The following is a 26,513-nucleotide window of genomic DNA, read 5'->3' as shown; positions in this document are numbered from 1 at the left end:
TGCCGCGTCGGGGGGAACATCCGTGAATTTTTTATTGAGTGAGGATCAACAGGCATTGCGCAAGATGATTCGGGATTTTGCAAAGCGTGAGGTTGAGCCGAGCGCTGCACAGCGTGATGAAGAAGAGATGTTTGACCGTAGCATTTTTGACAAGATGGGCAAGCTTGGCATGACAGGCATTCCGTGGCCGGAAGATGTGGGCGGGGCGGGACTCGATTTTCTCTCGTATGTCATCGCCGTCGAAGAGTTGTCGCGGGTCTGTGCATCAACGGGTGTGACGCTGTCTGCGCATCTCTCACTCGCGTCGTGGCCACTCTATAAGTTTGGCAACGATGCGCAAAAGGAGAAGTATTTGCGACCGCTCGCGGAGGGTAAAACACTCGGCGCATACGGATTGACAGAACCGAGCGCGGGTACGGATGCGGCGAGCATGCGCACGACGGCCGTGAAACGCGGAGATCACTATGTTTTGAATGGAACGAAAGTATTCACGACAAACGGTGGTTACGCGGATACGTATATCGTTTTTGCGACGACCGATCCGACGCAGCGGTCACGCGGCGTTTCCGCATTTATTCTCGAAAAAGGGATGAAGGGATTCTCTTTTGGCAAAAAGGAGAAAAAAATGGGGATCCGTTCCTCTCCCACGATGGAATTGATCTTTGAGGATTGCGAAGTTCCTGTAGAGAATCTTCTCGGTGAAGAAGGCGGCGGGTTTAAGATCGCGATGATGACACTTGACGGCGGGCGTAACGGCATTGCGGCGCAGGCAGTCGGGATCGCGCAGGGGGCGCTTGATGTGGCGCTTGAGTACGCCAAATCGCGCACGCAGTTTAACAGGCCGATCACAGATTTTCAGGCGATTCAATTCAAACTGGCAGACATGGCGACAGAGATTGAGGCGGCGCGTCTGCTCACGTATCAGGCGGCGTGGCTTGAGCAGCAAGGTATGCCTTACGGAAAAGCGTCTGCGATGGCAAAGGTAATGGCGTCAGATGTCGCGATGAAGGTGACGACAGAGGCTGTCCAAATTCTTGGCGGTTATGGATTTACGCGTGACTTTCCGGTGGAGCGCATGATGCGCGATGCGAAGATCACGCAAATCTACGAGGGAACAAATGAGGTGCAGCGCATGGTTATCGCAGGGCATCTCCTCAAAGCGTGACGCGTGATGCAGAGTGCATGGCTTGAGCGATTGGAGGACCGGGATGAGCGCGCGTTGGCGCGCGCCATCTCTTTGGTTGAAAGCGAAGATCCTGGTGCGCTTCGCCTGCTTGCGACGATTGAGGCGCACCCCGACTATGCGAGGCGCGAGGCGCGTGTGCATGTCATAGGCATCACGGGCCCTCCAGGGGCGGGCAAGAGTTCGCTGACCGATCGGTTGATTGCAGAGTATCGTGCGCGTGGCCATCGCGTTGGGGTGCTTGCAGTTGACCCGTCGAGTCCCTTTAGCGGCGGGGCGCTTCTCGGTGATCGCGTGCGCATGAATCGCCACGCGCTCGACCCGCACGTCTACATGCGGAGCTTGGGAAGCCGCGGGAGTCTTGGGGGACTCTCGCAACCGATACGCGCCGCGACACGGTTGCTCATATGGGCGGGGTTTGATCGGATCATCTTGGAAACGGTCGGCGTGGGTCAATCAGAACTGGATATCATGTATGCCGCCGATTCGGTGACCGTTGTGCTGACGCCGGCGGGTGGTGATCAGGTGCAGGCGACGAAAGCTGGAATTACGGAGATTGCGGATCTCTTTGTCGTCAACAAGTCCGAGTTGCCAGGGGCTGCAAAGACGATCAAAGTGTTAAAGGAAATGCTTGATGTCAAAAGGATGGCAGAGCTTGAGCGGGGTTTGCAACCTTTTGCAGTCCCGATTGTCGCGACGTCACTTGTTCATGAGGCGGAGACGGGCGTCGATATGTGGTTTGCGGCGCTGGAAAGTCACCGCGCGTATCTGTTGGAACAGGATCGACTGAAGGCGAGACGCGGCGTCGGTCGCGAGCGAGAACTGCTCGAGCGCCTTCAAGAGCAGGTGCGCCTCGCAGTCCTTGAACGACTGCGCCGTGAGCCGGCGCTTCAAGAGGAAGTCCAACGTGTGAGGGACGGCGCCTGTTCGGTGACGGAAGGTGCAGCGACGCTTGCCAGCCTTTTGGGGATTGGATTGTGAAACCGATGTACAACGAAGATCGTCTAAGTTCGTAAGAAGACGGATCAAGCTAAAGGGCTATTCAACCTTGCGTCTGGTGTGTTCCTGTCGGAATCGAGGTAAGCTGTCGTGGGGTACAAAAACATCGGTGAATTCTTCAAATGGTCTACCATCATTTCCCTGATTGCAGTCCTGACTGGGTGTTCATCAACGATGTCCGCAAAACCACCAGAAACTCTGTATCGACCCATCGATTTCCAGAAAATTGAAATGTTCACCGCGACGGACGGGTGGGCGGTCGGGCAAAAGATGCATCTGTGGCGCACGGTGGATGGAGGGCGGGTGTGGAGCGCGGTTGAATCACCCAAAGTTATGTATGATACGTTCACTTCGGCAAGAGATGCATGGTACCTTACAGAGCAAAGCCCTGACACGGTGAACCTCTACAATACAACAGACGGTGGACGTACATGGCAGCGACGCGTCATACACGTACAGACAGGGGGCATTTGTCGTTTTTCCTTTATAAACCCGCGCGTTGGGTGGTTGATGATCGGCGGACCTGCTGCCATGGGGGAGCAACCGCAGCACTTGTTCTTTACAGACAACGGGGGAAAACAGTGGAAATTGATCCGTTATAATCCAAACGGGAAAATCGTCTGGCTATCGTTTCTCTCGCGGAGCACGGGGTTCTACGTCGGCGGGTATGCCAACCAGCGTTATGGCAGTCTCCATGTGACGCGCGACGGCGGCCGAACTTGGTCGGATTCCAACTTTCTAGTTGGGAGATTCCCCATGGTATCAGCGTCTGAGGGCATTGCGTATCAAATTTGGCGCGCGCCTGTGCGCATCTCGGATCTGGCGGGTGTAATGCCTGTTACGGTGGGGTCAGGTTCGGGCTTGTGGTTCACAGCAAACGGCGGCCGGAGTTGGTCGCACAGCGCGCTTTTTCCGAAAAACGTCGGGTTTTCATCCTACTTTTTCTCGCCGCAGCATGGGTACTTGCTGCTCAGTTCGAGCCATAAGCTAAGTTTGTACGACACAGCAAACGGCGGAACGAATTGGCATCTTCAGTGGAATCGTCCGATCTATGCTCCCGGCGGTTATTCGGCTGGGGTGAGCTTCGTGGATGCTGGGCATGGATGGATCGACATCTACGAAAACCATCGCACGCTGATCTACGCCTCACGTGACGGTGGTAGGACATGGGACTTCGTTCCTGCAAAGTGTGAAATTGCGATGTGAATTTGATTATTGGCAGAGAACGATAGCAAAACATCTCTAATTAAACATGGGAGAAGTGAGTCATTTATTCGTATGTTCGTTCCCAGTGTATGATTTATCGAGTAGTAACAGTCCAATTAATTGGATAACAAAATGTAAATGGTCATACTCTGTCATAAAAAATCTTATCAGATCAGGATTGAGTTTGTTCTTGCGATATGCTTTAATATTGGGATGAAGTGAGGCAGTCATGGAGGTGCACGATGGCAGAATCATTGCGCGTTGATCGTGATCGTGAAGCATTGCTTGAGATTCCGTTGGTGGATATTGCGTATCAGATTCTTTCACAAGGCAAGGAACCTTACTATTATCGCGATTTGATGGCAAAAGTGGCAGAGCTTAGAGGTCTTACGCAAGACGAGGTTGATGTGGTCATCGCCCGCTTGTACACGGATATCAACATTGACGTGCGCTTTGTTTGCATTGGCGACAATGTGTGGGGGCTGCGCAGCTGGTACCCGCTTGACAAAGCAACAGAGCGCGGCGCGGGGAAACGGTTTGTCCGCAAAGAAGTGCTTGATTTTGACGATGAAGAAGATGAAGAAATCGCCGAATTGGACGAGGAATTGCTGGATGAAGAGCCTCCTTATACATTTGGTGACGATGATGCGCCTTTCGCGGATGAAGAAGATGAGATTGACGCAGAGGCCGACTTTATTGAAGAGGGCCCGGAAATTGAAGAAGAAGTCGACGTGGAAGATGACGCAGAGGACGAAGACGTGTTCTAATCTGTAGAAGACGCGTTGCTTTGTGAATGTCGGCAGAGAGACGCGTCCTCTTGCCGGATGAAATTTAAAATGCGTTCTGGCATTGGCCAGAACGTTTGTTATGTATAGAATCGCGGGGGAGGCTGTGCGTTGATATGACGAAATATATTTTTGTAACCGGAGGCGTCGTGTCCGGACTGGGCAAAGGCATTACGGCTGCTTCACTCGGAAGGCTTTTGAAAAACCGCGGACTGCGCGTCACGATTCAGAAGTTTGACCCTTATATAAATGTCGATCCAGGAACCATGAGCCCCTATCAGCACGGAGAAGTGTTCGTAACTCAAGACGGAGCGGAAACGGATCTTGATCTTGGTCACTACGAACGCTTTATCGATAACAATCTCACGCAAGACAATAACGTGACATCAGGCAGGGTATATTTTTCTGTACTCAACAAAGAGCGCCGGGGCGACTATCTGGGTGGCACGGTGCAGGTCATTCCCCACATCACGAACGAAATTAAGGAACGCATCATGCGTGCCGCAACGCCGGAGACGGATGTGGTGATCACAGAGATTGGCGGAACAGTGGGAGATATCGAGAGTCTGCCCTTTCTTGAAGCCATTCGTCAAATGAAAAGTGATGTTGGCCGTGAAAATATCATCTACATTCATGTGACACTGATTCCTTTGATGCGCCTAGGTGGCGAAATCAAGACAAAGCCCACACAGCACAGTGTTGCTGAATTGCGCAGCATTGGCATTTCGCCGCAGGTGATCGTTTGTCGCACAGAGGTTTCATTGTCTGCTGAGGTGCGCCGAAAGATCGCGCTGTTCTGCGACATTGAGGAAACGGCCGTGATTGAGGCGCGCGATGCTGATTCGCTTTATGAAGTGCCGCTTATGCTTCAGTCGGAGGGGCTTGATGAGTATGTGGTGCGCTATCTGAAGATCGATTGCCCGCGGGCTGATCTGCGCGAGTGGACGACGATGGTCGATCGCATCAAGTCACTCTCACACACGGTGCGTATCGCGCTGGTAGGGAAGTATGTCGCTCTTCACGATGCCTATTTGAGTGTGGCAGAAGCGCTGTTTCACGGCGGCGTTGCAAACGGGGTCAATGTGGAGATCGATTGGATCCACTCAGAGGAACTCAACACAAACAACGTGGCAGCAAAATTAAAAGATGCGGATGGCATCCTGGTGCCGGGCGGTTTCGGGGATCGCGGAATTGAAGGGAAAATTGAGGCAATCCGCTATGCGAGGGAAAATAACATTCCTTTTTATGGAATTTGCCTCGGCATGCAGATGGCGGTTGTTGAATACGCGCGAAATGTGCTTGGCTGGCGCGACGCCAACAGCTCGGAGATCAACGAATTGACGACGCATCCAGTGATCGATCTGATGCCTGATCAGTACGATGTATCCGAGAAAGGCGGAACAATGCGCTTGGGTGGCTATCCATGTGTTTTGGTGCCGGGGACAAAAGCTGCCCGCGCGTATGGGGCGTTGCAAGTTGTTGAGCGCCATCGTCACCGCTACGAGTACAACAATGAATTTCGCGAGACGCTCAACAGGGCAGGGTTGCTCGTGAGCGGCACGTCGCCGGACGAGCGGCTTGTAGAAATTGTGGAAATCGCAGATCACCCATGGTTTGTCGGTGTGCAATTTCACCCCGAATTTACTTCGCGGCCAAATCGTGCGCAGCCACTCTTTCGTGAATTTGTCTCTGCCGCGTGTGTAAAACGGGGGATTGTACAAGAAGGGAATGCGCTTGAAACGTCGAATTAACATTTAAGTGAACATTTACAATTGAAGGTGACAGGTCTGGATTCAACCTTTGCAAAGAAGGGAGGGAAACGGGTCTTGGCACGTCGTGTTCTTGTGGTCGATGACCAATTCGGCATCCGCATTCTTTTGCAGGAGGTTCTGGAACGTGAAGGGTATGATGTGGAACTAGCCGCAAACGGCAAGGAAGCATTAGACCATCTTCAAAGGAAAGCCTTTGATTTTGTCCTTCTTGATATGAAGATTCCGGGAATGGATGGACTTGAGATTTTGAAGGGATTGCGTCAAGTACAGCCCCACGTAAAGGTCGCGATGATGACAGCGTACGGAGAATTGGGATTTGTCAAAGAAGCGATCGCGCATGGTGCGGTGGGTCACTTTACAAAGCCGTTTGACATTGATGAATTGCGCCGCTTTGTCGCGTCGCAGGTGGGGGTTGTGCCGCGTGTTGGATGAAACGGTGATGCTGCGCGTGCGACTGTCTTCTGCAGATGCGCACTACGCGGGCAATCTCGTCGATGGTGCACGCATGCTGCAATTGTTTGGGGATGTCGCCACGGAGCTCTTGATCCGCCTTGATGGAGATGAGGGGCTCTTTTGTGCGTATGATCGCGTGACGTTTTTGGCGCCCGTTTACGGCGGGGATTATGTGGAGGCGACAGGTCGGATTGTACATATTGGGCGCACCTCGCGGCGCATGGAGTTTCAAGTTCATAAGGTGATCACTTCACTCGGTGATCCAGAGCAGCCTTCAGCCGCGCGCGTTTTGACGCCCCCGCAGCTTGTGGCGGAGGCGAGCGGCACGTGCGTTGTCCCTCTTGAGAAACAACGGCTGAAAAAGTCCGAAACCATCTGAGCGAGATTCTCGGAAAGGAAGTGTGACATGGAGCCGTTGATCATCACGGCCGCCCTCAATGGTGCGGAGGTCACGCGTGAACAAACGCCAGTGCTCCCGCTCACCCCGGTTGAGATCGCGGAGGAGGCGGCGCGCGCGCATGCGGCGGGTGCGGCGCTGGTTCACGTTCATGCGCGGGACGAGCGCGGCGCAGCCACGCAAGATCCTTCTGTATATCGCGAAATTATCAGCGAAATTCGGGCGCGCACGAATGTCATCATTCAGGTTTCGACGGGCGGCGCAGTTGGCATGACGGCGGAGTCGCGCTCCGCCGTGCTTTCGCTTTGTCCAGAAATGGCTACACTTTCGACCGGAACAGTCAATTTTGGCGAGGATGTCTTTGTCAATCGGATGGGGGATATTCTGTCGTTTGCGAAGCGGATGGCCGCGTACCACATCACGCCGGAGATTGAAGTGTTTGATGTCGCCATGATTGAGAATGCGATGTACTTGGTGCGGCAGGGGATATTCTCCCTGCCTTTGCATTTTGATTTTGTGCTTGGGGTGCCTGGCGCGCTTGCTGCGACGGCGAGAAATCTCACCTTTTTGGTCGACTCACTGCCGCCTGGGTGCTCATGGTCTGTGGCGGGGATCGGGCGCGCCCAACTTCCCATGGCGATGATGGGGGTTGCGATGGGTGGTCATGTTCGCGTCGGACTTGAGGACAACATTTATTACAGCAAGGGTCGCTTGGCAACGGGCAACGCAGAACTGGTCGCGCGTGTGAAGCGTCTGGCTGAAGAGATGGGGCGGACGGTTGCGTCGGCGGATGAAGCGCGCTCGATTCTTGGGATCAAGCGACTTTCGTGATATGCTGATCTTGAATGATGAGGAGAAAAGGAGCGATCCACATGCCATTTGGTTCATTTAAGCAGGTGCTGAACGACGGTTTGCAAAATGGATATGCTGTAGGGCAATTCAATATCAACAATCTGGAGTTTACGCAGGCGATCGTTGAAGTAGCTAACGAGGAAGGGTCTCCTGTGATTCTTGGCGCTTCAGAAGGCGCGATTAAATATATGGGTCTTGACTATATGGTTGCTATCGTTCGAGCTGCTGCCGAGAAATCGAAGGTTCCCGTCATTCTCCACCTCGATCACGGCAGCAGTTTTGATATGGTGATGAAATGCATTCGAAATGGGTTTACGTCTGTGATGATCGATGGATCTCACCATCCATTTGAAGAGAATCTGGCAGTCACGCAAAAGGTGGTCGAGGCGAGTCACGCGGTAGGCGTTCACGTCGAGGCAGAACTCGGCCGCATTGGCGGCGTCGAGGATGATCTCACGGTGGATGCGCGTGAAGCGGCGCTTGTGCGTGTGGATGAGGCAGAAGTTTTTGTGAAAAAGACGGGTGTTGACGCATTTGCTCCGGCGATTGGATCAGCGCATGGGCATTATAAAGGGAAGCCTGAGCTTGCGTTTGATCGGTTGAAGGATGTCCGTGACGTGACGGGTGTTCCGCTGGTGTTGCACGGGGGCACTGGCATTCCGGATGAAGACATCCTGCAGGCGATTCGCTTTGGCGTCAGTAAAATCAATGTGAACACAGAGAATCAGTCAGCGTTCACCGATACGATTCGCGCGATTTTTGAGAAGGATAAAAACGTGTACGATCCGCGGAAATACCTCGGTCCTGCGCGGGAAGCGATCAAGGAAGCCGTTCGCACAAAAATCCGTCTGTTCGGCAGTGCCAACCGCGCCTAACACTTGCGAAGCGGGATAAAATGACGCGTTTGCGTTTTTACCAGGGATGATGGGACTGTGCAACTCATTCTTCAGTCAGCGGATCTCGAAGAATTGCGATGCGCCGCTGCGTTTGGATTTATTGATTCCGTTTGGTTGCCGCGTGAAAAGCTTTGCGAGCGCGCGTATCAAGAGCGTGTTCGAGAAGCCGCTGCGTGCGGATTCTCGCGCATTGTGGTTGAACTGGATGCGCTTGACGCAGACGGCATGATCAAGGAATTGGAGTTGCACACGGTTAGCGCGGATACAGAGATGATCGGCGCAGGATCGTTCACCATTGAGCTATGCCGCGCCGCGCATCACTTGCGTAAATCGGATCCATTGTTAAACGGTGGTGTCGGCGCGCTACACCTTGCATCCATCGCGCAAGGCATTGCTGCGGGCCGCGCAGGATGCCGCGCACTCTGTGTCGACGGCGCCAGATTCGCAGATGTGGGCATGGATCCGTTTCGCTTTCTTCGCGCGTTGCGCTTCGCTGTACGAGAAGATGTCCCTCACATTTACCTCGCAGGAATGTATGATCCCGTTTCGGCGCTTCAAGCCTGCGAAGCAGGGGCAGACGGTTTGATCCTCCCTTTTCTACCGCTTTTGCATAGTATGGATCATCCCGTTACGGAAGCGGGGATGCGTCGCATTCTGACACACTGGAAAAGTGACTGATACAATGAGAGCCGCGTTTGGCGAAAAACGCGCAAGGAGTGAGAGGATTTGTCAGAGAGTTACATTCAAAAAATGTTTGCGGATCGCATAGGCGGCGCAAACTTTGGCAAAGACACAGTGATATATAAATTCGAGAAAATCAAACGCGCGAAAGCGGCTGCGAAAAAGGCGCATCCTGACGTTCCGATGATTGATATGGGCGTTGGCGAACCGGATGATCGGGCGCACGACTGGATCGTTGATCGACTTGCAGTCGAGGCGCGAAAAAAAGAAAATCGGTTTTACGCGGATAATGGCATTCCTGAGTTTAAAGTGGCAGCCGCGCGTTATTTGCAACAGGTTTACGGGGTTGAAGTCGACCCGGAGCGGGAGATCAACCACACGATTGGCTCAAAGCCAGCGCTCGCCATGATCCCTCTTGCATTCATTAATCCAGGGGACATCGCGCTCATGCCCATTCCCAATTACCCTGTTCTCGGCACGCACACGCGCTTTCTCGGCGGTGAAGTGTATACACTGCCGATTCATGAGGGGAACCGGTTCCTTCCTGATCTGGACTCCATTCCTGAAGCGGTGTGCAAAAAGGCGAAGCTGCTTTACCTGAACTATCCGAACAACCCGACAGGCGCGTCGGCAACACCGGAATTTTTTGAGAAGGCCGTCGCGTTTGCAAAGCGGCATGAGATTTTGATTGTGCACGACGCCGCTTACGCAAGTCTCACGTTTGACGGTGCAAAACCGCTTTCCTTTCTCTCGATTCCAGGTGCAAAAGATGTGGGGATCGAACTCTTCTCGCTTTCGAAAGCATTTAATATGACAGGGTGGCGTATCGCGTTTGTGGCCGGGCAGGAATTGGCGGTCAAAGGGCTTGCGACCGTGAAAGACAACTATGATTCAGGTCAGTTTATCGCGATCCAGAAGGCGGCGATGGTCGGCCTTGAAAATCCGTCTATCACGACTGACATCGCGGAGAAATACTCACGCCGCCACAACATGCTCGTCGACGCGTTGCGCTCAGTCGGGTTTCGCGTGGAAAAACCGAAAGGATCTTTCTTTCTCTATGCGGCGGCGCGCGCGGGATTCGAGGAGGTGTACGTTTTGACTCGGCAGAGGCGTTTTCCGAATGGCTGATTACGGAAAAACAGATCTCTACGGTGCCGTGGGACGACGCAGGTGCGTTTGTGCGATTCAGTGTGACGTTTGAGGCGGATGACCAAGTGGCTGAGCGTGAGGTCATCGCGGAAATCAAGCGCAGACTCTCAGATGTATCGTTTGAGTTTTAATGCAGAGCCAAAAAGGATGGGAAAGGGGCTAGTGCCTGATGGATCGCGAACTCGCCATTGAGTTTGCCCGCGTCACAGAGGCGGCGGCCCTTGCTGCCGCCCGTTGGATGGGGACGGGGAAAAAGAACGAGGCTGATCAGGCGGCGACCACAGCGATGCGCGCTGTCTTTGACACGATTGACATTGAAGGGACAGTTGTCATCGGCGAAGGGGAGATGGACGAGGCTCCCATGCTTTATATCGGGGAGCGTCTCGGCCGGGGGAAGGACCAGGTGGATGTGGCGGTCGATCCGCTCGAAGGCACAAACATTGTGGCAAAGGGCTTGTGGAACGCGATGGCGGTTGTAGCCGTGGCACCCGCAGGAACGCTTTTGCACGCACCTGACATGTACATGGAGAAACTGGCTGTCGGACCAGAGGCGCGCGGCATGGTGGATCTTGAGGCGGAAGTCGAAGATAATCTTCACGCGGTTGCGCGCGCTAAGGGAAAAGCGATCGAAGATGTCGTGGCGATTCTGCTCGACCGACCGCGCCATCAAACCCTCATTGACCGCATCAGAAAAACGGGTGCGCGCATCAAGTTGATCACGGATGGCGATGTTGCGGCGGCGGTTAATACAGCGTTTGCAGAGACAGGCGTAGATATCATGTTTGGGTCGGGCGGCGCTCCAGAAGGCGTTTTGGCAGCGGCGGCGTTAAAGTGTCTTGGCGGTGAATTGCAGGGAAGACTGCTTCCGGCGGATGATTCGGAGCGGGAGCGCTGTATTCGCATGGGTGTTTCCGATCCTTCGCAAGTTCTCAGGATGGATGACCTGATTCGCGGGGATGACGCGATCTTTGCGGCCACAGGTGTCACAGAGGGTGAGTTGTTGCGCGGGGTGCGTTTTCTCGGTGGCTCTATCGCGACAACACACTCTTTGGTTATGAGAGCAAGCAGTGGGACGGTACGTTTTATCGAAACGCGTCACGATTTGTCAAAAAAGCCAAACCTCGTGTTTGTTTAAGACGGGGTTTGTGGTTTTAAATCTGCATAAAATGTTTTCATGCGGGTAAACATGATATACTAGGTTTTGATATTCTGATCGTGTGAGGGTAGGTACACTTGAAAATTGAAGAGCTAGAGTCAAAAAAGCTCGCGGATCTCTACAAACTGGCGAAGGAATTCCAGATTGCACACTACGCTGGTATGAAGAAAAAAGAGCTGATTTTTGCAGTGTTGCGAGCTCAGGCTGAAAAGGACGGACTTATTTTTGCAGAAGGCGTTCTTGATATCATGTCTGAAGGATACGGTTTTCTAAGACCGATCGGCTACTTGCCAAGCCTTGAAGATATTTATGTGGCTACATCGCAGATTCGACGATTTGACTTGAGAGCTGGCGATCTGGTATCCGGTAAAGTGCGGCCGCCAAAAGACAATGAGCGCTACTTTGGGCTACTTCAGGTCGAAGCGGTAAATGGCACAAGCCCTGACGCAGCATCGGAACGACCTCACTTCCCCGCACTCACACCACTCTTTCCTCAAAAAAAGATGGTTCTCGAAACTAACCCCAATAAGTACGCGACACGTCTGATGGATTTATTGGCGCCTGTTGGTCTTGGGCAACGCGGTTTGATTGTCGCTCCACCGAAAGCCGGAAAAACGTTGCTTTTAAAGGAAATTGCAAACAGTGTGTCGCAAAACTATCCGAGTGTTGACCTGTTTGTGCTTTTGATCGATGAGCGCCCAGAAGAAGTCACCGATATGCAGCGTTCCGTAAATGGCGAGGTGATCGCGTCGACATTTGACGAGGTGCCTGAAAACCACATCAAAGTGGCTGAGCTTGTGCTTGAGCGCGCCATGCGCCTCGTTGAACACAAGCGAGACGTCGTCATTTTGATGGACAGCCTGACAAGACTCACACGCGCTTATAACTTGGTGATTCCCCCCAGCGGCCGAACCCTTTCCGGAGGCATTGACCCTGCTGCGTTTCATCGCCCCAAGCGGTTTTTTGGCGCGGCGCGAAATATTGAAGAAGGTGGAAGTTTGACGATTATCGCAACAACACTTGTCGACACCGGCTCGCGCATGGACGATGTCATCTACGAAGAGTTTAAAGGAACGGGTAACCTTGAGTTGCACCTTGATCGACGGCTTGCGGAGAAGCGAATTTTTCCGGCGTTCGACATTCGGAGATCAGGTACTCGGCGTGAAGAGCAGCTTCTTACAGCAGAAGAACTTGAAAAAATCTGGGCATTGCGCAGGTCTATGAGCGAGAACAACGACTTTACAGAACTTTTTTTACGGCGCTTTACACATACGAAAACAAATGCGGAATTTCTCGCAACTCTCGAAACGACGACAGAGGCGAGAGAGCGTCCGAGCCATCGCACAGAGCGCGTTTCTCGAGAAGAGCGGGAGAAACCGCATCGACCGTCTTCGAGTACAGCCCACTCCAAATAATGTGACCCATACGTTGCGTGGTGCAGTTGTGCACAGGAACTGCTTTATTACAGCATCCTCTATTTAAGAAGGTGTGAAAGAATGAACCTGGTATACGCGGATGCGCGTGGGCGAGTGTTTGACTCCGACGCGTTGCTCGCGGTTGGTCGAACGGGTTCGGCTGTGACCGAATTAACCGAGGAAGAATGGATTCCTCTCCCGCGCGGCGCTGTGCTTGCGGGGATGCCTGACACAATGGCGCTTGGCCTTGACCCGGTAGAATCGAAACTCAAAGCGCTCCCATCCACGTATCGCGCGGTTGGCGCACTGCTGCCGCAAGGCTATACTCGCCTTTATGTCCCGGCCTATCACAAAACGAAGGACAGCAAACCATTTCCTCTTTTTGGATATACAGCCGTGGGGTTTCAGGATGGTTCGTTTTTCGTTGCCGCGCACGAAACGGACCAACCGGCGCCGTGGGATCCGACGCAGTATACGGATAAGCAGATTCAGTCTGCGGTGGCAGAGACGCGCCAGCTCTATCAAGAAAATCGCGTATACGAGCAATTATCGACGTGTGCGCTCACGTATGAATGCGTAACGTCGCGCAACACGTTTGTCGGTAAAAATGAGGGCGGTTTGCCTGTCTCATCTTCATGCAATGCAGGGTGTGTCGGGTGTATCAGTGACCAACCGGACGAGGCAGGGTTTCCCTCGCCGCAGATTCGCATGACGCTTCGACCGTCGGTTGACGAAATGGTTGAAGTCATGGTGCGGCATCTGACTAGCAGCGGTCCTGCGGGAATCATCTCGTTTGGACAGGGATGTGAGGGCGAACCCGCAACGCGTGGCCGAGAACTTGCAGAGGCGATCATGCGCGTGAGGGAGCAAATTTCAACGGGATACATCAACATCAACACGAATGCCGGATTGACGCATCAGATCAAACGCATTGTCGATGCCGGGCTTGACCTGATGCGTGTCTCGACAATCAGTGCATGTGAGGACCACTACGACGCGTATTACCAGCCGAGAGGATATACGCTTGGCAATGTGGCAGAGTCTGCGCGTTATGCGTCGGAGCACGGTGTTCTCGTTTCACTGAACTATCTTATCTTTCCAGGCGTGTCAGACACACCGACAGAGCTTGAAGCGATGATTGAGTTCATACGTTCCACGGGTGTTCGCTTGGTTCAATTGAGAAATTTAAACATCGACCCAGACTATTATTTGCAGCGAGTGCCACAACGTCAAGAAGAACCAATCGGCATTCTCGCGATGATGGAGACGCTCATCGAAGAGTGCCCGGGACTTCGGTTGGGGAGTTACACTCATGAACCAGGTTGGTTTGATAAGCCCCTCGCGCAGCCGAACAGATAACGGTGCATGGTTTTGCGCGAGGGATCAAAGAAGGGAATTAGTTTAACACTGGCGGCGGAGAAGAGGTTGGCGGCAATGTCATGAAGTTCGGCGCGATTGCGATTCCCAGCACGCCTGCCAGTACACCCGCAAAAAGCAAGGCTGAGAGTTTGCGGCTTTGTTTTTTCTTTTTCAATACAACACTCCCTTTCGTTGGATTACAGATGTATCCTAACCTGCAATCATTTTTAAGTAAATACACATTTTGTAAATAAGCAATTGAAGAATACCAGCACAGATTCGTGCGCAAGCAGATGAATTCAGGACTTGTTTGTTTGTGGCCTGCGTGATAATATATTCGTTATGGAATCAAGGTTTATTTGGAGGTGTACGTAGTGAAAACAGCGATTCATCCAGAATATCAAAAAGCGACAGTGACATGTGCGTGCGGCGAACAGTTTGAGACAGGTTCCGTAAAAGGAAATCTTCGCGTAGAGGTCTGCTCAAAATGCCACCCTTTTTTCACGGGTAAGCAGAAGTTTATCGACGCAGGCGGTCGCGTAGACAAGTTTCGCAAAAAATACGGTATGTAGGGATTTCTTTGTTTTCCCAAAGGCACCGCGTGAGCTGCGCGGTGCTATTTGACGTGATTGAAGGAATATAAGAAACCGCGAAATTGCGGGTGCGTAGGAGGCGCGTAAAGGATGTTCCATCGTCTGGAAGCAGTTGAACGTCGCTACGAAGATTTGGAGCAACTGCTCTCCGATCCGGACGTGATCTCGGATATGAGCAAACTGCGCCAGTACGCAAAAGAACAGGCGGATTTGTCCGACACGGTGCACACGTATCGGACCTATAAGCGTGTCGTGGAGGAGCGCAAAGCAGCCAAGGAGATGCTCTCTGAAAAGCTTGATGATGAACTTCGCGACATGGTGAAAGCGGAGATTGCGGACTTGGCGAGCCAAGAAGAAGCGTTGGAAAAGCAGTTGTTGGTCTTGTTGCTGCCAAAGGATAAGAACGATGACAAGAATGTGATCGTTGAAATTCGAGGAGCCGCCGGTGGGGATGAAGCGGCGCTGTTTGCGAACGACCTCTTTCGCATGTATGGACGCTTTGCAGATCGCAAAGGATGGCGTGTCGAAGTGATCGACGTGAGCCAAAATGACATTGGCGGAATTAAAGAGGCGGTCTTCAGTGTTCAGGGACCTGGTGCATACCGTCTCTTAAAATTTGAGAGTGGCGCGCACCGTGTGCAGCGCGTGCCCGCCACCGAATCTGGTGGACGCATTCACACATCGACGGCGACAGTTGCCGTGCTTCCCGAGGTGGAAGAGGTCGAGGTGGAAATTCATGAAAAAGACTTGCGCATCGATACCTTTTGCTCTACAGGGCCGGGCGGTCAAAGTGTGAACACCACCCAGTCTGCCGTGCGCATAACCCACTTGCCGACCAATCTTGTGGTGTCGTGCCAGGATGAAAAGTCACAGTTGAAAAACCGTGACAAGGCGATGCGTGTTTTGCGCGCGCGCCTCTATGAGAAATATCAGCAAGAACAGCAACAGGAGTATGCGGAACAACGGAAATCCGCGGTCGGTACGGGTGATCGCAGCGAACGGATCCGCACCTATAATTTTCCGCAGAGTCGCGTAACGGATCATCGGATCAATTTGACCCTGCACCGACTCGACGCTGTGCTTGGCGGCGATCTGGATGAAATCATACACTCGCTTGTCGCAAAAGAGCAGGCTGAGAAACTGGAACAGGCGAATTTTAGCGCATGAGTGTGACGAGAAAAGAAGTGCTGGTGCGCGCCGCGAAGCAATTGCGCGCCGCCGGTGTAGAGATTCCTGAGCGCACGTCACAGTGGATCTTCCAGCACGTCACAGGGCTTAGCACCGCCGAGGTGTTCCTACAGCCGGATGAGCCTGTTGCAGATGTGCACGTTGAAACATTTGCGGCGCTTGTGGCGCGCCGCGCCAAACGTGAGCCACTTCAATATGTGCTCAATGAGGCTGAATTTTGTGGGGCTGTCTTTTGGGTCGACGGGCGCGTGCTGATTCCACGTCCGGAAACGGAGTTGCTCGTCAGGCGCGGGCGCGCCTATCTGGAAGCGCGAATGCCGCGCGAGTCATCGATTGCGGTGCTAGATATTGGTACGGGCTCAGGTGCAATCGCCGTCAGTCTCGCACTCGCCGCGCGCGAGTTGCAAAGGGTTTGCGCGTGTGACGTCCGCATCGTCGCGTCGGATCTCTCGCAATCTGCTCTTGATGTGGCGCGCATCAATGCCTTGCGGATGGGCGTTTCGTCGATGATCACATTTGTGCAGGCATCATATGCTGACGGTGCAGCTCTGCGGACGCTCGCGCCGTTTTCTCTCATTCTCTCAAATCCTCCTTATATTCCACAGGAGGAAGCGGTACGTTTGCAGCCGGAGGTGGCGCAGTATGAGCCGCATCTCGCGCTGTTTGGCGGCGCAGACGGCCTCGACGCGTACCGGGCTATTGCCAGTGGATGCAGAGATCTATTAGCCACAGCCTATCTTGTCGCGTTTGAGATTGGCATCGATCAGGCAGACGCCGTGGTAAAGCTTGGCGGCAGTGCTTTTGCGGGCGCGGATGTCGAGGTGCTGCGGGATGAACAAGGCATTGAACGCGTCGTTTTGTTTCATGCGGACGGCACGCACAGATGAGAGAAACGGCGCGCGTCGGCGGGCTGCTCATTTTTGTCCCGTGGCGAATCTTCTAGCGAGTGTTTAGAAGTCTCATAGAATGGTCATACTGCTTACCATCAGAGAAACGGATGGCGGGGGTATGGCAGATGAGATGGCTCGTTGTGCTTATGTTGATCGCGATGGGTTCGTTTGGGTATTTAAGTCAAGTGAAGAGCCAGGCTGCGCCAATGAATACGGTCGACGCGTTCATCGGTCCAAACGCCGCGGTGATTCCGAGCGACGCGCTTCGGCTTCGCATCATCGCAAACAGCAACAGCCCTGCGGACCAAAATGTCAAACAGCAGATCCGCGACGAGATCATCAGCCTGATCGGCGCGCGTATGGCGCACGTGGCATCGCGCGCCGAGGCAAAGCAGATACTCATTCAGGCTGTGCCTACCGTTGAAGCGCTCGCGACGGCCAAACTGCGCAGCGAAGGATTTCCCTATACGGCGCAAACGGCGGTGACGCCGACGGTTTTTCCGGCAAAGCTATACGGCAACCGCGTTTATCCGGCTGGTACATACATGGCGCTACGCGTCATTCTCGGTCGCGGCGCAGGGCAGAACTGGTGGTGTGTATTGTTTCCACCGCTTTGTTTTGTCGCACTGGCCGACGGGGATGCGGTTGCCGCTACGCAGAGTTTTCCGGATTATCCTCCGCTTGCGGTGACCCACATACTTCAGCCGAACGGGAAAACGACAACCGTGGCGCTTCGCTTGGCCATCGTTGACTATGGAGAATTATGGCTAAAAGAGGGATTGGCGACACTGCAACGAATCTTTTCGGCAAGCGTGTGAGGAGACGATGCATGTGCAACTGAAAAGGATGTCACGAGATAAACGGCATTCGGCAAAAACACGGCGCAGATAGAGCGTCAAGTCAGGATGATGCAGTATGGAAACGAAGTATTGGAAGCTTGAGTACGGTTTGGATGGCGACGGGGCTTTGGCGCGGCACGCAGAGATCAACGCGCAAAATGCGCGAATGATCCGTGACGCAGGCGCTTTGCTAAATGCTGGTCAACTGGTCGCTTTTCCGACAGAAACGGTCTATGGACTGGGGGCAAATGCGTTTGATTCGGATGCGGTTGCCGCGATCTTCAAAGCCAAAGGCCGCCCTTCTGACAATCCGCTCATCGTCCACATCGCCGATTATGAGATGCTCGATGTGTTGACGTTTACTCCCCCGGCGCTTGCGCAGACACTGATGGAGCACTTTTGGCCGGGGCCGCTCACGGTGGTACTCCCTGTTCGCGCGGCCGTCCCTTCTGTTGTGACTGCAGGTCTTGACACGGTGGCGGTTCGCATGCCCGATCACGCGATTGCGCGCGCGCTGATTCGCGCGGCAAACCTTCCGCTCGCCGCGCCTTCAGCCAATCGCAGCGGCAAGCCGAGTCCGACGCGCGCATCCCACGTCGCAGAAGACCTCAACGGGAAAATTGCGGGAATCCTAGACGGTGGGCCCTGCACGATTGGGATTGAGTCAACCGTCGTGCGCGTGCTCGACCAAACGGTTCACATCCTGCGACCTGGCATGATTAGCGTTTCGCAGATGGCGCGTGTGCTCGCGCCTGATGTAACCATCGTGGATGAATCGACGCGCGTTTTGCAGACCATCACCGCACCGCGCTCTCCTGGCCAGAAATACCGCCACTATGCGCCGCAGGGTGATCTGCAGGTGTTCGTTGCAAAAGACCTCGCAATATCGCGTGCGCGCATTGAAAAGGCGATTGAAGAGGATCAGGTGCACGGGAAAAGAACGGCAGCGCTTATGCTGACGGATGGAGCAGAAAATGCGACGTATCGCGTTGAACTCGGATCGCCTGATCACCTGGAAACCTATGCATTCCACCTCTATGACGCGCTGCGGGCGTGTGATCGTCTGTCGATTGACTGCATTTACGCGCAAGGCGTGACGCACAGTGACAGATCATCCGGGATTATGAACCGCTTGATCAAGGCGGCAGGAGGACGGGTCGAGGAATTGGACAGCGACGATTGACGCTTGTCTCATGATCGTACAACCCGTCGCATATACTCTCACGTGCAATTTAATGCAGGGAGTCGTATGCGAAGGGTGGGCATCACGTGATCGGCATTCAACCGACAGGTTTTCTAACGGTCATCATCATCGGCATCGCCCTTAGCATGGACGCTTTCTCGCTCGGTGTAGGGCTTGGCGCGCAGGGAATGCGTTGGCGTGATGTCGTGCGACTTTCCCTTGTGATCAGTGCGCTGCACGTGATCCTTCCGCTGTCTGGCATCTGGATCGGAAAATGGCTACACGGCATTTTTGGGGATATCTTTCAGCGTCTCGCTGCACTTATCCTGATGATTCTTGGATCAAAGATGGCGCTTGAATCGATCCGTCGCAAAGTGGACGAAAAACTTCCGCCACTGCAGGCGAATCTTCGAATCGCAGACGATGAGCTTCCACCACTGCAGTCAAATTTGTTCCAATTGTCGTTTTTCGCACTGGGTGTGAGTGTGGACGCATTGTCTGTCGGGTTTTCCTTGGGTACACTAGGAGTGAGTCCGCTTTTCTCGTCCATTGCGTTTGGACTTCTCAGTGGAATGCTTTCTCTGGCGGGACTCTACGTTGGGCGCAAGGTCAACCAGGCGCTCGGTGAGTATGGCCAATTGGCTGGAGGAGCGGTGCTCGTGGCGCTTGGCCTCAAAATTTTCTTTTAGATTTCATCTGGAGAATGCTGATGGGGGAAGTGCGAATGTATCGCATATTGGTCGTTTGCACAGGAAATACGTGTCGTTCGCCCTTGGCCTCGATCCTTTTGGAAGAGGCGTTTCGCCGCAAAGGGCTAGCTGAGCAAGTCGTTGTGGATTCAGCTGGCATTTTTGCCGCGCGTGGACAGTCCATCTCATCAGGCGCGATGCAGTCGCTTGATAAGCGAGGTCTGGAGGAAGCGGCGAAACGCCATCGCTCAAAACCGGTTGAACACCACGAATTGTCGCTTGTCGACTTGATTCTTGTGATGACAAGAGAACATAAGCTGCTCTCCTTGCGGACGCGCCGGATACGATTGACAAAGTGTATACGCTTCGTGAATACGTGATGCTTGATCACCCACTCGAAGATGAAGAAGCGCTTGACATCGCGGATCCGTTTGGTTCGTCCGCCGCCGCGTATGAAAAGGTTGCAGAAGAATTGGAAACGCTTTGTGAAGAGATCGCAGATCGCATTGCGCGTCAACTTGGCAAGGAGTAACAGGTCATCTACAATATGGGTAGCGAGAGAGGGGTTTTCATGAACGTTGCAATTGCATCAGATCACGGTGGTTTTTTGCTCAAAGAGGCGCTCAAAAAAGAGCTTTCCGGGCAAGTTTCAATGACAGATTTCGGGTGCGATTCAGAGGCGTCTGTCGATTACCCGGATTACGCCAAACAGGTTGCAGAGCGGGTTGCGACAGGTGAGTTTGATCGCGGTATCCTATTGTGTGGTACAGGCATTGGCATGTGTATCGCCGCGAACAAGGTGCCGGGCATTCGTGCGGCCACAGTGCATGACCTTTTTTCTGCAGAGGCGACACGCGCGCATAATGACAGCAACATCTTGACGATGGGCGGGCGCGTCATCTCGGAACAACAGGCGGTCGAGATTGCAAAAGTGTGGCTTTTAACACCGTATGAAGGTGGACGGCACGCGCGCCGACTGGAAAAGATCCGTGACCTTGAGGAAGCGTATGCAGCCGGGGCGCATCAAGAATGAGTGATTCATTCTACGATGTTACCTGTCGCGCGCTCAGAGAACTGTCAGAGCACGCCGATCTCGCGCCGGGGAAACTTTTGGTGATTGGCGCAAGCAGCAGCGAGGTAGGCGGACACACCATTGGCACGGCAGGTTCAGACGAGATTGCGGCACAACTCGTCGATGCGTTTTTACAGGTTCAGTCAGAACTCGGCTTTGATCTCGCGGTGCAGTGCTGCGAACATCTCAATCGCGCGCTTGTCGTTGAGCGAAAGACGCTTGTGGCCGAACGGCTCGAAGAAGTGAGTGCGGTTCCCGTGCGCCACGCAGGGGGAGCGGTCGCCGCCGAAATGTATCGCCGTCTGCATGATGCTGTACTGGTTGAGGCGGTGCGCGCACATGCGGGGATGGATATCGGTGACACGTTCATAGGCATGCATTTGCGGGCGGTTGCAGTCCCCATTCGCCTCTCGATAAAAGATATTGGATACGCGCACGTCACGGCGGCGCGCACACGTCCGCGCCTGATAGGAGGCGCTCGCGCGGTGTATACTTGATCATAAAATGGAGGGTTTTTATTGTCACACCTTTATGTGATGGACCCAGAAATCGCTAAGGCGTTTGAAGCTGAGCGGATTCGTCAAAATACCAAAATCGAATTGATCGCCTCCGAAAATTTCGTGAGCAAGGCGGTCATGGATGCGGCAGGTTCGGTTCTCACCAACAAGTACGCAGAAGGCTATCCTGGGCGACGCTATTATGGCGGCTGTGAGCATGTTGACACAGTCGAGCGGATTGCGCAGGAGCGCGCGAAGCAACTGTTTGGTGCAGAGTATGTCAATGTCCAACCGCACTCCGGGGCGCAGGCGAATATGGCAGTGTACCAGGCGCTGTTAAAACCGGGTGACAAGGTTATCGGCATGAACCTCGCGCACGGTGGTCACCTTACGCATGGCAGTCCTGTAAACTTTTCTGGCCAGCTCTACCAGTTTATCCCGTATGGGGTGGATGAAGAAACGCACCGCATCAAGTATGACGAGATCGCGGCGCTCGCGCAGGAGCATCGCCCGAAGATGATTGTGGCAGGGGCGAGTGCGTACCCGCGCGTGATTGACTTTCCGCGTCTGCGCGAGATTGCGGACAGCGTAGGTGCGCTGCTCATGGTGGATATGGCGCATATTGCAGGGCTTGTCGCCAGTGGCGTGCATCCCAGTCCTGTCCCTTATGCGGATGTTGTCACGACAACGACGCACAAGACACTGCGCGGACCGCGCGGCGGACTGATTCTCGCGCGTGAGACCTATGCTAAAGCGCTCGACAAGGCGCTTTTTCCGGGCATTCAAGGCGGGCCGCTCATGCATATCATCGGGGCAAAAGCAGTCGCGTTTGGCGAGGCGCTGCGTCCTGAATTTCAAGCCTATTCGAAGCAGGTTGTGAAAAATGCGGCGGCGCTTGCGCACGCACTCTCGGCGCGTGGATTTACGCTTGTCTCAGGAGGCACGGACAACCATCTCTTGCTGATTGATGTACGCTCCGTGAACTTGACGGGGAAAGAGGCGGAACAACGCCTTGATGAGATCGGTGTGACGACCAACAAAAACGCGATTCCGTTTGACCCGCAAAAGCCGGGGATCACGAGCGGAATTCGGGTGGGAACCCCTGCGGTTACAACGCGCGGGATGGACGAAGCGGCGATGGAAGAGATCGCGGAAATCTTCTCGCTTACACTAAAAACGGATGACCAGGCGTCGCGCAATCAGGCGATGCAAAAAGTTCGGCATCTCACACAGCGCTTTCCGCTGTATGATTCGTTTACCTATTTGGTGTAATCCATTAGAGAATAAAAAACCTGCATGCGATAGTCTGCATGCAGGTTTTTTATTTGTATTTAGTGTCCTGTGTGTGGCGACTCCATGTCGGGCGGTTGTGATGTCGCGACTTCAGCCATCGCCTGTCTCGTGTCGCGCAGGGGTTTGACGGCAACGGGACCATAACGCGCGATCAGTTCTTGGCGCGACATCCACATGAGGCGCGGCTGCATTACTTCAAGTCCGTGACTGAATCGCTTGCGTCCCTCAGGATGATAGAGTGTCATAATGAAAGAGAGTAGAAAACCGATCCAGCGGTTGATCGGAGTATTGGGGATCTCTTCAACGTGGAACCCCAAATTTTCCATGCCGCGATGGATCATGGTCATGCCAAAAATCGCTTGACCTTCTTGAAAGCGCGTGTCATACAAAAGGGCGAGCGCCACGTCGTGCAGGCTGTCTCTGACTTCGCGCAGGCCGCGAACCGCCATGCGCTCGACGGGCTGTACACGCTGCAATTCTTGAACCGCCAAATTTTGCAGGTGAATTTCTACGACCTTGACACCATTGGCCAAACCGCCTTCGGGACGGGGACCCAGCCGCCACGATACCAGGCTCAGGCGAAACATGCGGGACATCGGATAGACGCTGTACAGTCGGTCGAACAGTTTCTCCCAGACCCTCCAGAGTGGGTGGATGATGCGCTGCGCGAGGCGCGGGAAGGAACCCCTTCGCTTTTCCTTTGCCTTGATCGCGTTTAGGACAGGCTCGACAGTAAATGAAAAACCCATCTCCTGATAGAGTGGAAGAATCTGCTCCAAAGCGCGCAGGGTGTTCGCCGGCGCGCCGGGGGCGCCGCCGCTGTCGTGCAGCAAAATGATGGCGCCGTTGTGAAACCGCCTTGCAATGCGTTTGATGATGGCGGGAATCTGCAATCCCTTGAGCCAATCGCGGCCGGCGATCGACCAGAGCACGGGAGTCTGGCCAGCGGCGCGCAGGGCGAGCGGCAGGAACAAATTGAACCTTCCCCACGGGGGGCGAAACCACACGACAGGTTCTTGGGTCACGCGTTCAATCATGGCTGCCGCCATTTTCACCTCGCGAAACGTCTGCCAGGGCGTGAGAAACCAAGCGTTTCGGTGGTGTGCAGTGTGACTCCCGACGAGGTGGCCGCGCCTTAGAATCTCTTTTACCAATTCGGGATAGCGGCTCGCCTTTTCTCCGATCAAAAAAAACACGGCCCGCGCGCGGTGCGCATCGAGAAGATCAAGCATCTGCGGCGTGTATTCTGGGTCGGGGCCATCGTCAAAGGTAAGTGTCACATCGCGTTTTAATTCATCGCCGCGATGAATGGACGTGATATGTAAAACGTGAAACAGAAGCTCTGCCAGAGGGGCGTAGAGTACCCATAGCGCCAAAAAAATCGCGATGGCAAGATAGACGTCATACAACAGGAACACCTCATTTTAAAAAACCAATGGCATCAAGCGTCGCGCGTGAAGCGCTTCTCAGACTTTCTTTGGAGAGATGCTGCGCTCAACGAGTGTAGGCACGCGCAGAAAGAGATACAGTACACCCATGAGACCGACGACAAGCACGCTGAGGATAAAGGGTGCCTGAATGCCGCTTTGCCCCCACAACTGCCCGCTGACAAGAGGCCCGCTCGCCGTTCCAAGCCCCTCGACGGTCATGAAAAGCCCCCACATGACGCCGCGCTTTCGTTCATCGACCGCCCGATCAAGGATGGTGTTCCAAGCGGGCAGAATTGCCGCGTAGGACACGCCGACAAAAGCCATGCAGATAAGTGCCGGCACAAAGGCGCGTTGAGTGAGGAAAAGGGCCAGCATCAACGCTGTAAACAGAAAACCTCCTGATAAAAACGGGCGAAACCCAATGCGGTCGATCAGATGGCTCGCCAGCGGCAAAGAGGTTGCCGTGATGCCCCCCACAATAATCATTCCTACACTCTGGAGTTGCGGTCCGATCTGGAGAACGGTGCGCATATAGGGTGACAGCACAGGAATGAGCAATCCCATGGCAAAGGTTTGCATGAACATGATTGGAAACAGCGCGCGTATGTCTTTTAAGTGTACGATGATCTCACTAAAATATCTACGCGTGCTTACGATGGAAGCGGTGCTCGCCACGTGCGGTTTTGGAAACTGCTTGTGAAAGAGAAGCATAAAAAAACCGGCGATCAAAACGAGAGACTCAAGCAGCGTAAAGATGACTGGATAAGACGTCGCATAGAGAAAATTAACAACGACTGGCCCTGCCCCGCCACCGATGAGCCACGCGATATAGATCTTGCCCATGGCGGCTGCCTTTCCATTCGGGTCAGCATTGGCGGTCACCGCCCCGACAACGGACGGCCAAAGAGGTGCGGCTCCCGCACCAAACAACGCGGCGCCTGCGACAAAGAGTGGAGCCGTTTGGGCAGTCGCGATGAGCAAAATGCCAAGAGAGGCGACGAGCAACCCGAGTGTCAGCGTTTTTGGAGCGCCGAAATGGTCGATCAAAAGGCCTGATGGCGTGCGCAAAAGATTGTCGAACAAATAGTGTGCGCTGATTGCGAAACCGACACCTGCGGGGCCCAGCGCGACTGCGCTTAGCGCAGAGTTTGGCAGGATGGTCAGCATCAGCGCGTTTCGGACAAATTCAATGAACGCAAGCCCGGTAAGAATCCCCAGGCGCGGAATGGGCATGGCAATCGCAATCTTCTTCATGACTGTTGCGCATAATAGCGTTCGTCAATCATCATCTCGTGCGGCGGCAAGGCTTTGTTGATCTTTGGCAACTCGTCAGCAATGGACTGTGCGGCTGTCGCGCGGCGGATCAAGCGGGTGTTCTCTTTCATGCGCGCAAGACGCGCTGGACTGCCTCCGAGCAGGCGTTCAACATGGGCGAAAACCTGCTTGCGTGTCTTTGCGAGCACTGCGACGCGGGAGCGGACAAGAAATGCCGCGTTCTGCGTCTCCTGGCCAGGAATCGGGCGATAAAGCAGCATGGGCACCTCCATGGCGAGCGCTTCACTCACGGTCAGACCGCCCGCTTTTGTCAAAATCAGGTCGGACACGGCCATCAGTTCGTGCACCTCGCGCGTGAATCCAAAAACCCACACAGGGTGTTTGGCGCCCGGTCGCAACGCTTCGACGCTCTGGCGCAGTTTTTCGTTGCGACCACAGACGACGATCACCTGTATGTCAAATTCGCTTTGGAACAATTCGTCACAAATTTGTACGATATCTCCAAGTACACCGTAAGCGCCGCCCATGACAAGCAGGGTTGGCATCCCTTCGCGCATTCCCAACCGCTTTAGGACGGCGGGGCGGTCAACCGGCTGTAAAAATGCGTTTCCAATGGGAATGCCAGAAACGGTTACGCGTGACGCGGGAACGCCGCGCAGCATTAATCCGCGTTTTACATGCTCTGAGCCGACAAAATAGTGATCCGTATAGCGGTGGATCCATTGACTGTGAACCGCGTGATCCGTGATGACAGTGGCCGTTGGAATCGAAGTCAGCCCGCGCTCGCGCAGGAGCGACATGACGCCCGCCGGAGTTGGGAAAGTTGAAAGGACGAGATCCGGACGAAACGAGTGAAGAAACGCTTCCAATTCTTCATATCCAAGCTGGTTGAGCCTTCGCTGAATCAGCGAAGAAGGCGCGATTTTACTGGTTCCCTTGTAGAAAAGGCCATAGAGGGCCGGCACAAATCGGACACTTTTCAGATAGAAATAACGCGCAAAGGAATTCAGCATGGGGTGAACCATCTGAATGTAATCGACGATCTGAACATCAATCGCTGGATTGTTAGCAAGCAGCGCATCGCGAACGGCGAGAGACGCACGCTGATGCCCTTCGCCGTAGGTGGCCGAGAGAATCAGCACGCGCGTTAAACTCGACATGGTGGAACCTCCTAGCGAACTTCTACAAATCAGGACATCCCATTCGTCATTGTAACAGCATAAAGAATAATTGCGTAATGAGTGCTCGTAACTAACCAATC

The 26,513-nt window shown here is 54.0% G+C and carries 28 protein-coding genes and 1 pseudogene; 25 read left to right on the top strand and 4 right to left on the bottom strand.

Features of this window, described 5'->3' with window-relative positions:
• The first annotated feature begins 22 nt into the window (after positions 1-22).
• From ATW55_RS12210 to ATW55_RS12145, 14 genes and pseudogenes are all read left to right on the top strand, one after another.
• Entirely contained in the window at positions 23-1,165 is a 1,143-nt protein-coding gene (locus tag ATW55_RS12210; RefSeq protein WP_067718045.1) for an acyl-CoA dehydrogenase, read from the top strand.
• A 6-nt stretch (positions 1,166-1,171) separates the two neighbouring features.
• The gene (gene meaB, locus ATW55_RS12205; protein WP_067718041.1) at positions 1,172-2,164 is read left to right on the top strand and encodes a methylmalonyl Co-A mutase-associated GTPase MeaB; all 993 of its coding nucleotides are present in this window, start codon (positions 1,172-1,174) and stop codon (positions 2,162-2,164) included.
• 192 nt (positions 2,165-2,356) lie between these two features.
• Complete coding sequence (locus ATW55_RS12200; RefSeq protein ID WP_153005151.1) at positions 2,357-3,388, top strand: hypothetical protein; 1,032 nt, start codon at positions 2,357-2,359, stop codon at positions 3,386-3,388.
• Positions 3,389-3,630: 242 nt separating this feature from the next.
• Entirely contained in the window at positions 3,631-4,155 is a 525-nt protein-coding gene (gene rpoE, locus ATW55_RS12195; RefSeq protein ID WP_067718035.1) for a DNA-directed RNA polymerase subunit delta, read from the top strand.
• A 134-nt stretch (positions 4,156-4,289) separates the two neighbouring features.
• Positions 4,290-5,924 carry a CTP synthase gene (locus tag ATW55_RS12190; RefSeq protein ID WP_067718031.1) on the top strand — a complete coding sequence of 545 codons (1,635 nt, stop codon included), beginning with the start codon at positions 4,290-4,292 and terminating at the stop codon, positions 5,922-5,924.
• Positions 5,925-5,999: 75 nt separating this feature from the next.
• Positions 6,000-6,377, top strand: coding sequence for a response regulator (locus ATW55_RS12185; RefSeq protein WP_067718027.1), 378 nt, complete (start codon positions 6,000-6,002; stop codon positions 6,375-6,377).
• The gene (locus tag ATW55_RS12180) at positions 6,367-6,777 is read left to right on the top strand and encodes a hotdog domain-containing protein (protein WP_235587113.1); all 411 of its coding nucleotides are present in this window, start codon (positions 6,367-6,369) and stop codon (positions 6,775-6,777) included. The genes ATW55_RS12185 and ATW55_RS12180 overlap by 11 nt, the downstream gene beginning before the upstream one ends.
• 27 nt (positions 6,778-6,804) lie before the next feature.
• Entirely contained in the window at positions 6,805-7,626 is an 822-nt protein-coding gene (locus ATW55_RS12175) for a 3-keto-5-aminohexanoate cleavage protein (protein WP_067718023.1), read from the top strand.
• A 41-nt stretch (positions 7,627-7,667) separates the two neighbouring features.
• Positions 7,668-8,522, top strand: a complete 855-nt coding sequence (gene fba, locus ATW55_RS12170) for a class II fructose-1,6-bisphosphate aldolase (RefSeq protein WP_067718019.1) — start codon at positions 7,668-7,670, stop codon at positions 8,520-8,522.
• A gap of 57 nt (positions 8,523-8,579) precedes the next feature.
• On the top strand, positions 8,580-9,221 hold the full coding sequence (locus ATW55_RS12165; protein WP_067718016.1) for a hypothetical protein: 642 nt from the start codon (positions 8,580-8,582) through the stop codon (positions 9,219-9,221).
• A 72-nt stretch (positions 9,222-9,293) separates the two neighbouring features.
• Positions 9,294-10,504 (top strand): annotated as a pseudogene (locus ATW55_RS12160) (LL-diaminopimelate aminotransferase).
• Positions 10,505-10,542: 38 nt separating this feature from the next.
• Positions 10,543-11,508 (top strand): class II fructose-bisphosphatase, encoded by a 966-nt coding sequence (gene glpX, locus ATW55_RS12155; protein WP_067718012.1) that lies wholly within the window; start codon positions 10,543-10,545, stop codon positions 11,506-11,508.
• A gap of 98 nt (positions 11,509-11,606) precedes the next feature.
• Positions 11,607-12,944, top strand: coding sequence for a transcription termination factor Rho (gene rho, locus ATW55_RS12150; RefSeq protein WP_082685823.1), 1,338 nt, complete (start codon positions 11,607-11,609; stop codon positions 12,942-12,944).
• An 81-nt stretch (positions 12,945-13,025) separates the two neighbouring features.
• Positions 13,026-14,303 (top strand): radical SAM protein, encoded by a 1,278-nt coding sequence (locus ATW55_RS12145; RefSeq protein WP_067718008.1) that lies wholly within the window; start codon positions 13,026-13,028, stop codon positions 14,301-14,303.
• A gap of 37 nt (positions 14,304-14,340) precedes the next feature.
• Here the strand turns inward: ATW55_RS12145 and ATW55_RS16370 are convergent, their stop codons facing one another.
• Positions 14,341-14,478: a hypothetical protein gene (locus ATW55_RS16370; RefSeq protein WP_160327243.1), complete on the bottom strand. Its 138-nt coding sequence runs from the start codon at positions 14,476-14,478 to the stop codon at positions 14,341-14,343.
• Positions 14,479-14,677: 199 nt separating this feature from the next.
• On the opposite strand from ATW55_RS16370, the gene rpmE reads away from it, so the two are divergent.
• The 11 genes from rpmE (at position 14,678) to glyA (ending at position 22,526) form a co-directional block, all read left to right on the top strand.
• Entirely contained in the window at positions 14,678-14,875 is a 198-nt protein-coding gene (gene rpmE / locus ATW55_RS12140; RefSeq protein WP_067564120.1) for a 50S ribosomal protein L31, read from the top strand.
• 111 nt (positions 14,876-14,986) lie between these two features.
• Complete coding sequence (gene prfA / locus ATW55_RS12135; protein WP_067718003.1) at positions 14,987-16,063, top strand: peptide chain release factor 1; 1,077 nt, start codon at positions 14,987-14,989, stop codon at positions 16,061-16,063.
• Positions 16,060-16,971: a peptide chain release factor N(5)-glutamine methyltransferase gene (gene prmC, locus ATW55_RS12130; protein WP_067718000.1), complete on the top strand. Its 912-nt coding sequence runs from the start codon at positions 16,060-16,062 to the stop codon at positions 16,969-16,971. The genes prfA and prmC overlap by 4 nt, the downstream gene beginning before the upstream one ends.
• A 128-nt stretch (positions 16,972-17,099) precedes the next feature.
• Positions 17,100-17,792 (top strand): stage II sporulation protein R, encoded by a 693-nt coding sequence (gene spoIIR / locus ATW55_RS12125; protein ID WP_067717997.1) that lies wholly within the window; start codon positions 17,100-17,102, stop codon positions 17,790-17,792.
• Positions 17,793-17,889: 97 nt separating this feature from the next.
• Entirely contained in the window at positions 17,890-18,996 is a 1,107-nt protein-coding gene (locus ATW55_RS12120; protein WP_067717994.1) for an L-threonylcarbamoyladenylate synthase, read from the top strand.
• Between the two features lie 86 nt (positions 18,997-19,082).
• On the top strand, positions 19,083-19,685 hold the full coding sequence (locus ATW55_RS12115; protein WP_067717989.1) for a manganese efflux pump MntP family protein: 603 nt from the start codon (positions 19,083-19,085) through the stop codon (positions 19,683-19,685).
• Between the two features lie 35 nt (positions 19,686-19,720).
• Positions 19,721-20,065 carry a hypothetical protein gene (locus ATW55_RS12110; RefSeq protein ID WP_160327242.1) on the top strand — a complete coding sequence of 115 codons (345 nt, stop codon included), beginning with the start codon at positions 19,721-19,723 and terminating at the stop codon, positions 20,063-20,065.
• Positions 20,065-20,217, top strand: a complete 153-nt coding sequence (locus tag ATW55_RS16365; protein WP_160327241.1) for a hypothetical protein — start codon at positions 20,065-20,067, stop codon at positions 20,215-20,217. The genes ATW55_RS12110 and ATW55_RS16365 overlap by 1 nt, the downstream gene beginning before the upstream one ends.
• A gap of 39 nt (positions 20,218-20,256) precedes the next feature.
• Positions 20,257-20,718: a ribose 5-phosphate isomerase B gene (rpiB, locus tag ATW55_RS12105; protein WP_067717982.1), complete on the top strand. Its 462-nt coding sequence runs from the start codon at positions 20,257-20,259 to the stop codon at positions 20,716-20,718.
• Positions 20,715-21,254, top strand: a complete 540-nt coding sequence (locus tag ATW55_RS12100) for a TIGR01440 family protein (RefSeq protein WP_067717978.1) — start codon at positions 20,715-20,717, stop codon at positions 21,252-21,254. The genes rpiB and ATW55_RS12100 overlap by 4 nt, the downstream gene beginning before the upstream one ends.
• A 39-nt stretch (positions 21,255-21,293) precedes the next feature.
• Entirely contained in the window at positions 21,294-22,526 is a 1,233-nt protein-coding gene (glyA, locus tag ATW55_RS12095) for a serine hydroxymethyltransferase (protein WP_067718082.1), read from the top strand.
• Positions 22,527-22,585: 59 nt separating this feature from the next.
• On the opposite strand, the gene ATW55_RS12090 is transcribed toward glyA, so the two are convergent.
• Genes ATW55_RS12090 through ATW55_RS12080 form a run of 3 tightly spaced genes read right to left on the bottom strand, consistent with a single transcriptional unit; the run spans position 22,586 to position 26,412 of the window.
• Complete coding sequence (locus ATW55_RS12090) at positions 22,586-23,956, bottom strand: polysaccharide deacetylase family protein (protein WP_067717974.1); 1,371 nt, start codon at positions 23,954-23,956, stop codon at positions 22,586-22,588.
• Positions 23,957-24,013: 57 nt separating this feature from the next.
• Positions 24,014-25,231, bottom strand: a complete 1,218-nt coding sequence (locus ATW55_RS12085; RefSeq protein ID WP_067717971.1) for an MFS transporter — start codon at positions 25,229-25,231, stop codon at positions 24,014-24,016.
• Entirely contained in the window at positions 25,228-26,412 is a 1,185-nt protein-coding gene (locus tag ATW55_RS12080; RefSeq protein WP_067717967.1) for an MGDG synthase family glycosyltransferase, read from the bottom strand. Before ATW55_RS12080 ends, ATW55_RS12085 begins: the two co-directional genes overlap by 4 nt.
• Between the last annotated feature and the right edge of the window lie 101 nt (positions 26,413-26,513).

The sequence above is a fragment of the Ferroacidibacillus organovorans genome (genome assembly GCF_001516615.1).
Lineage (GTDB): Bacteria > Bacillota > Bacilli > Alicyclobacillales > SLC66 > Ferroacidibacillus > Ferroacidibacillus ferrooxidans_B.
This window is presented reverse-complemented; position numbering and strand designations above follow the sequence as displayed.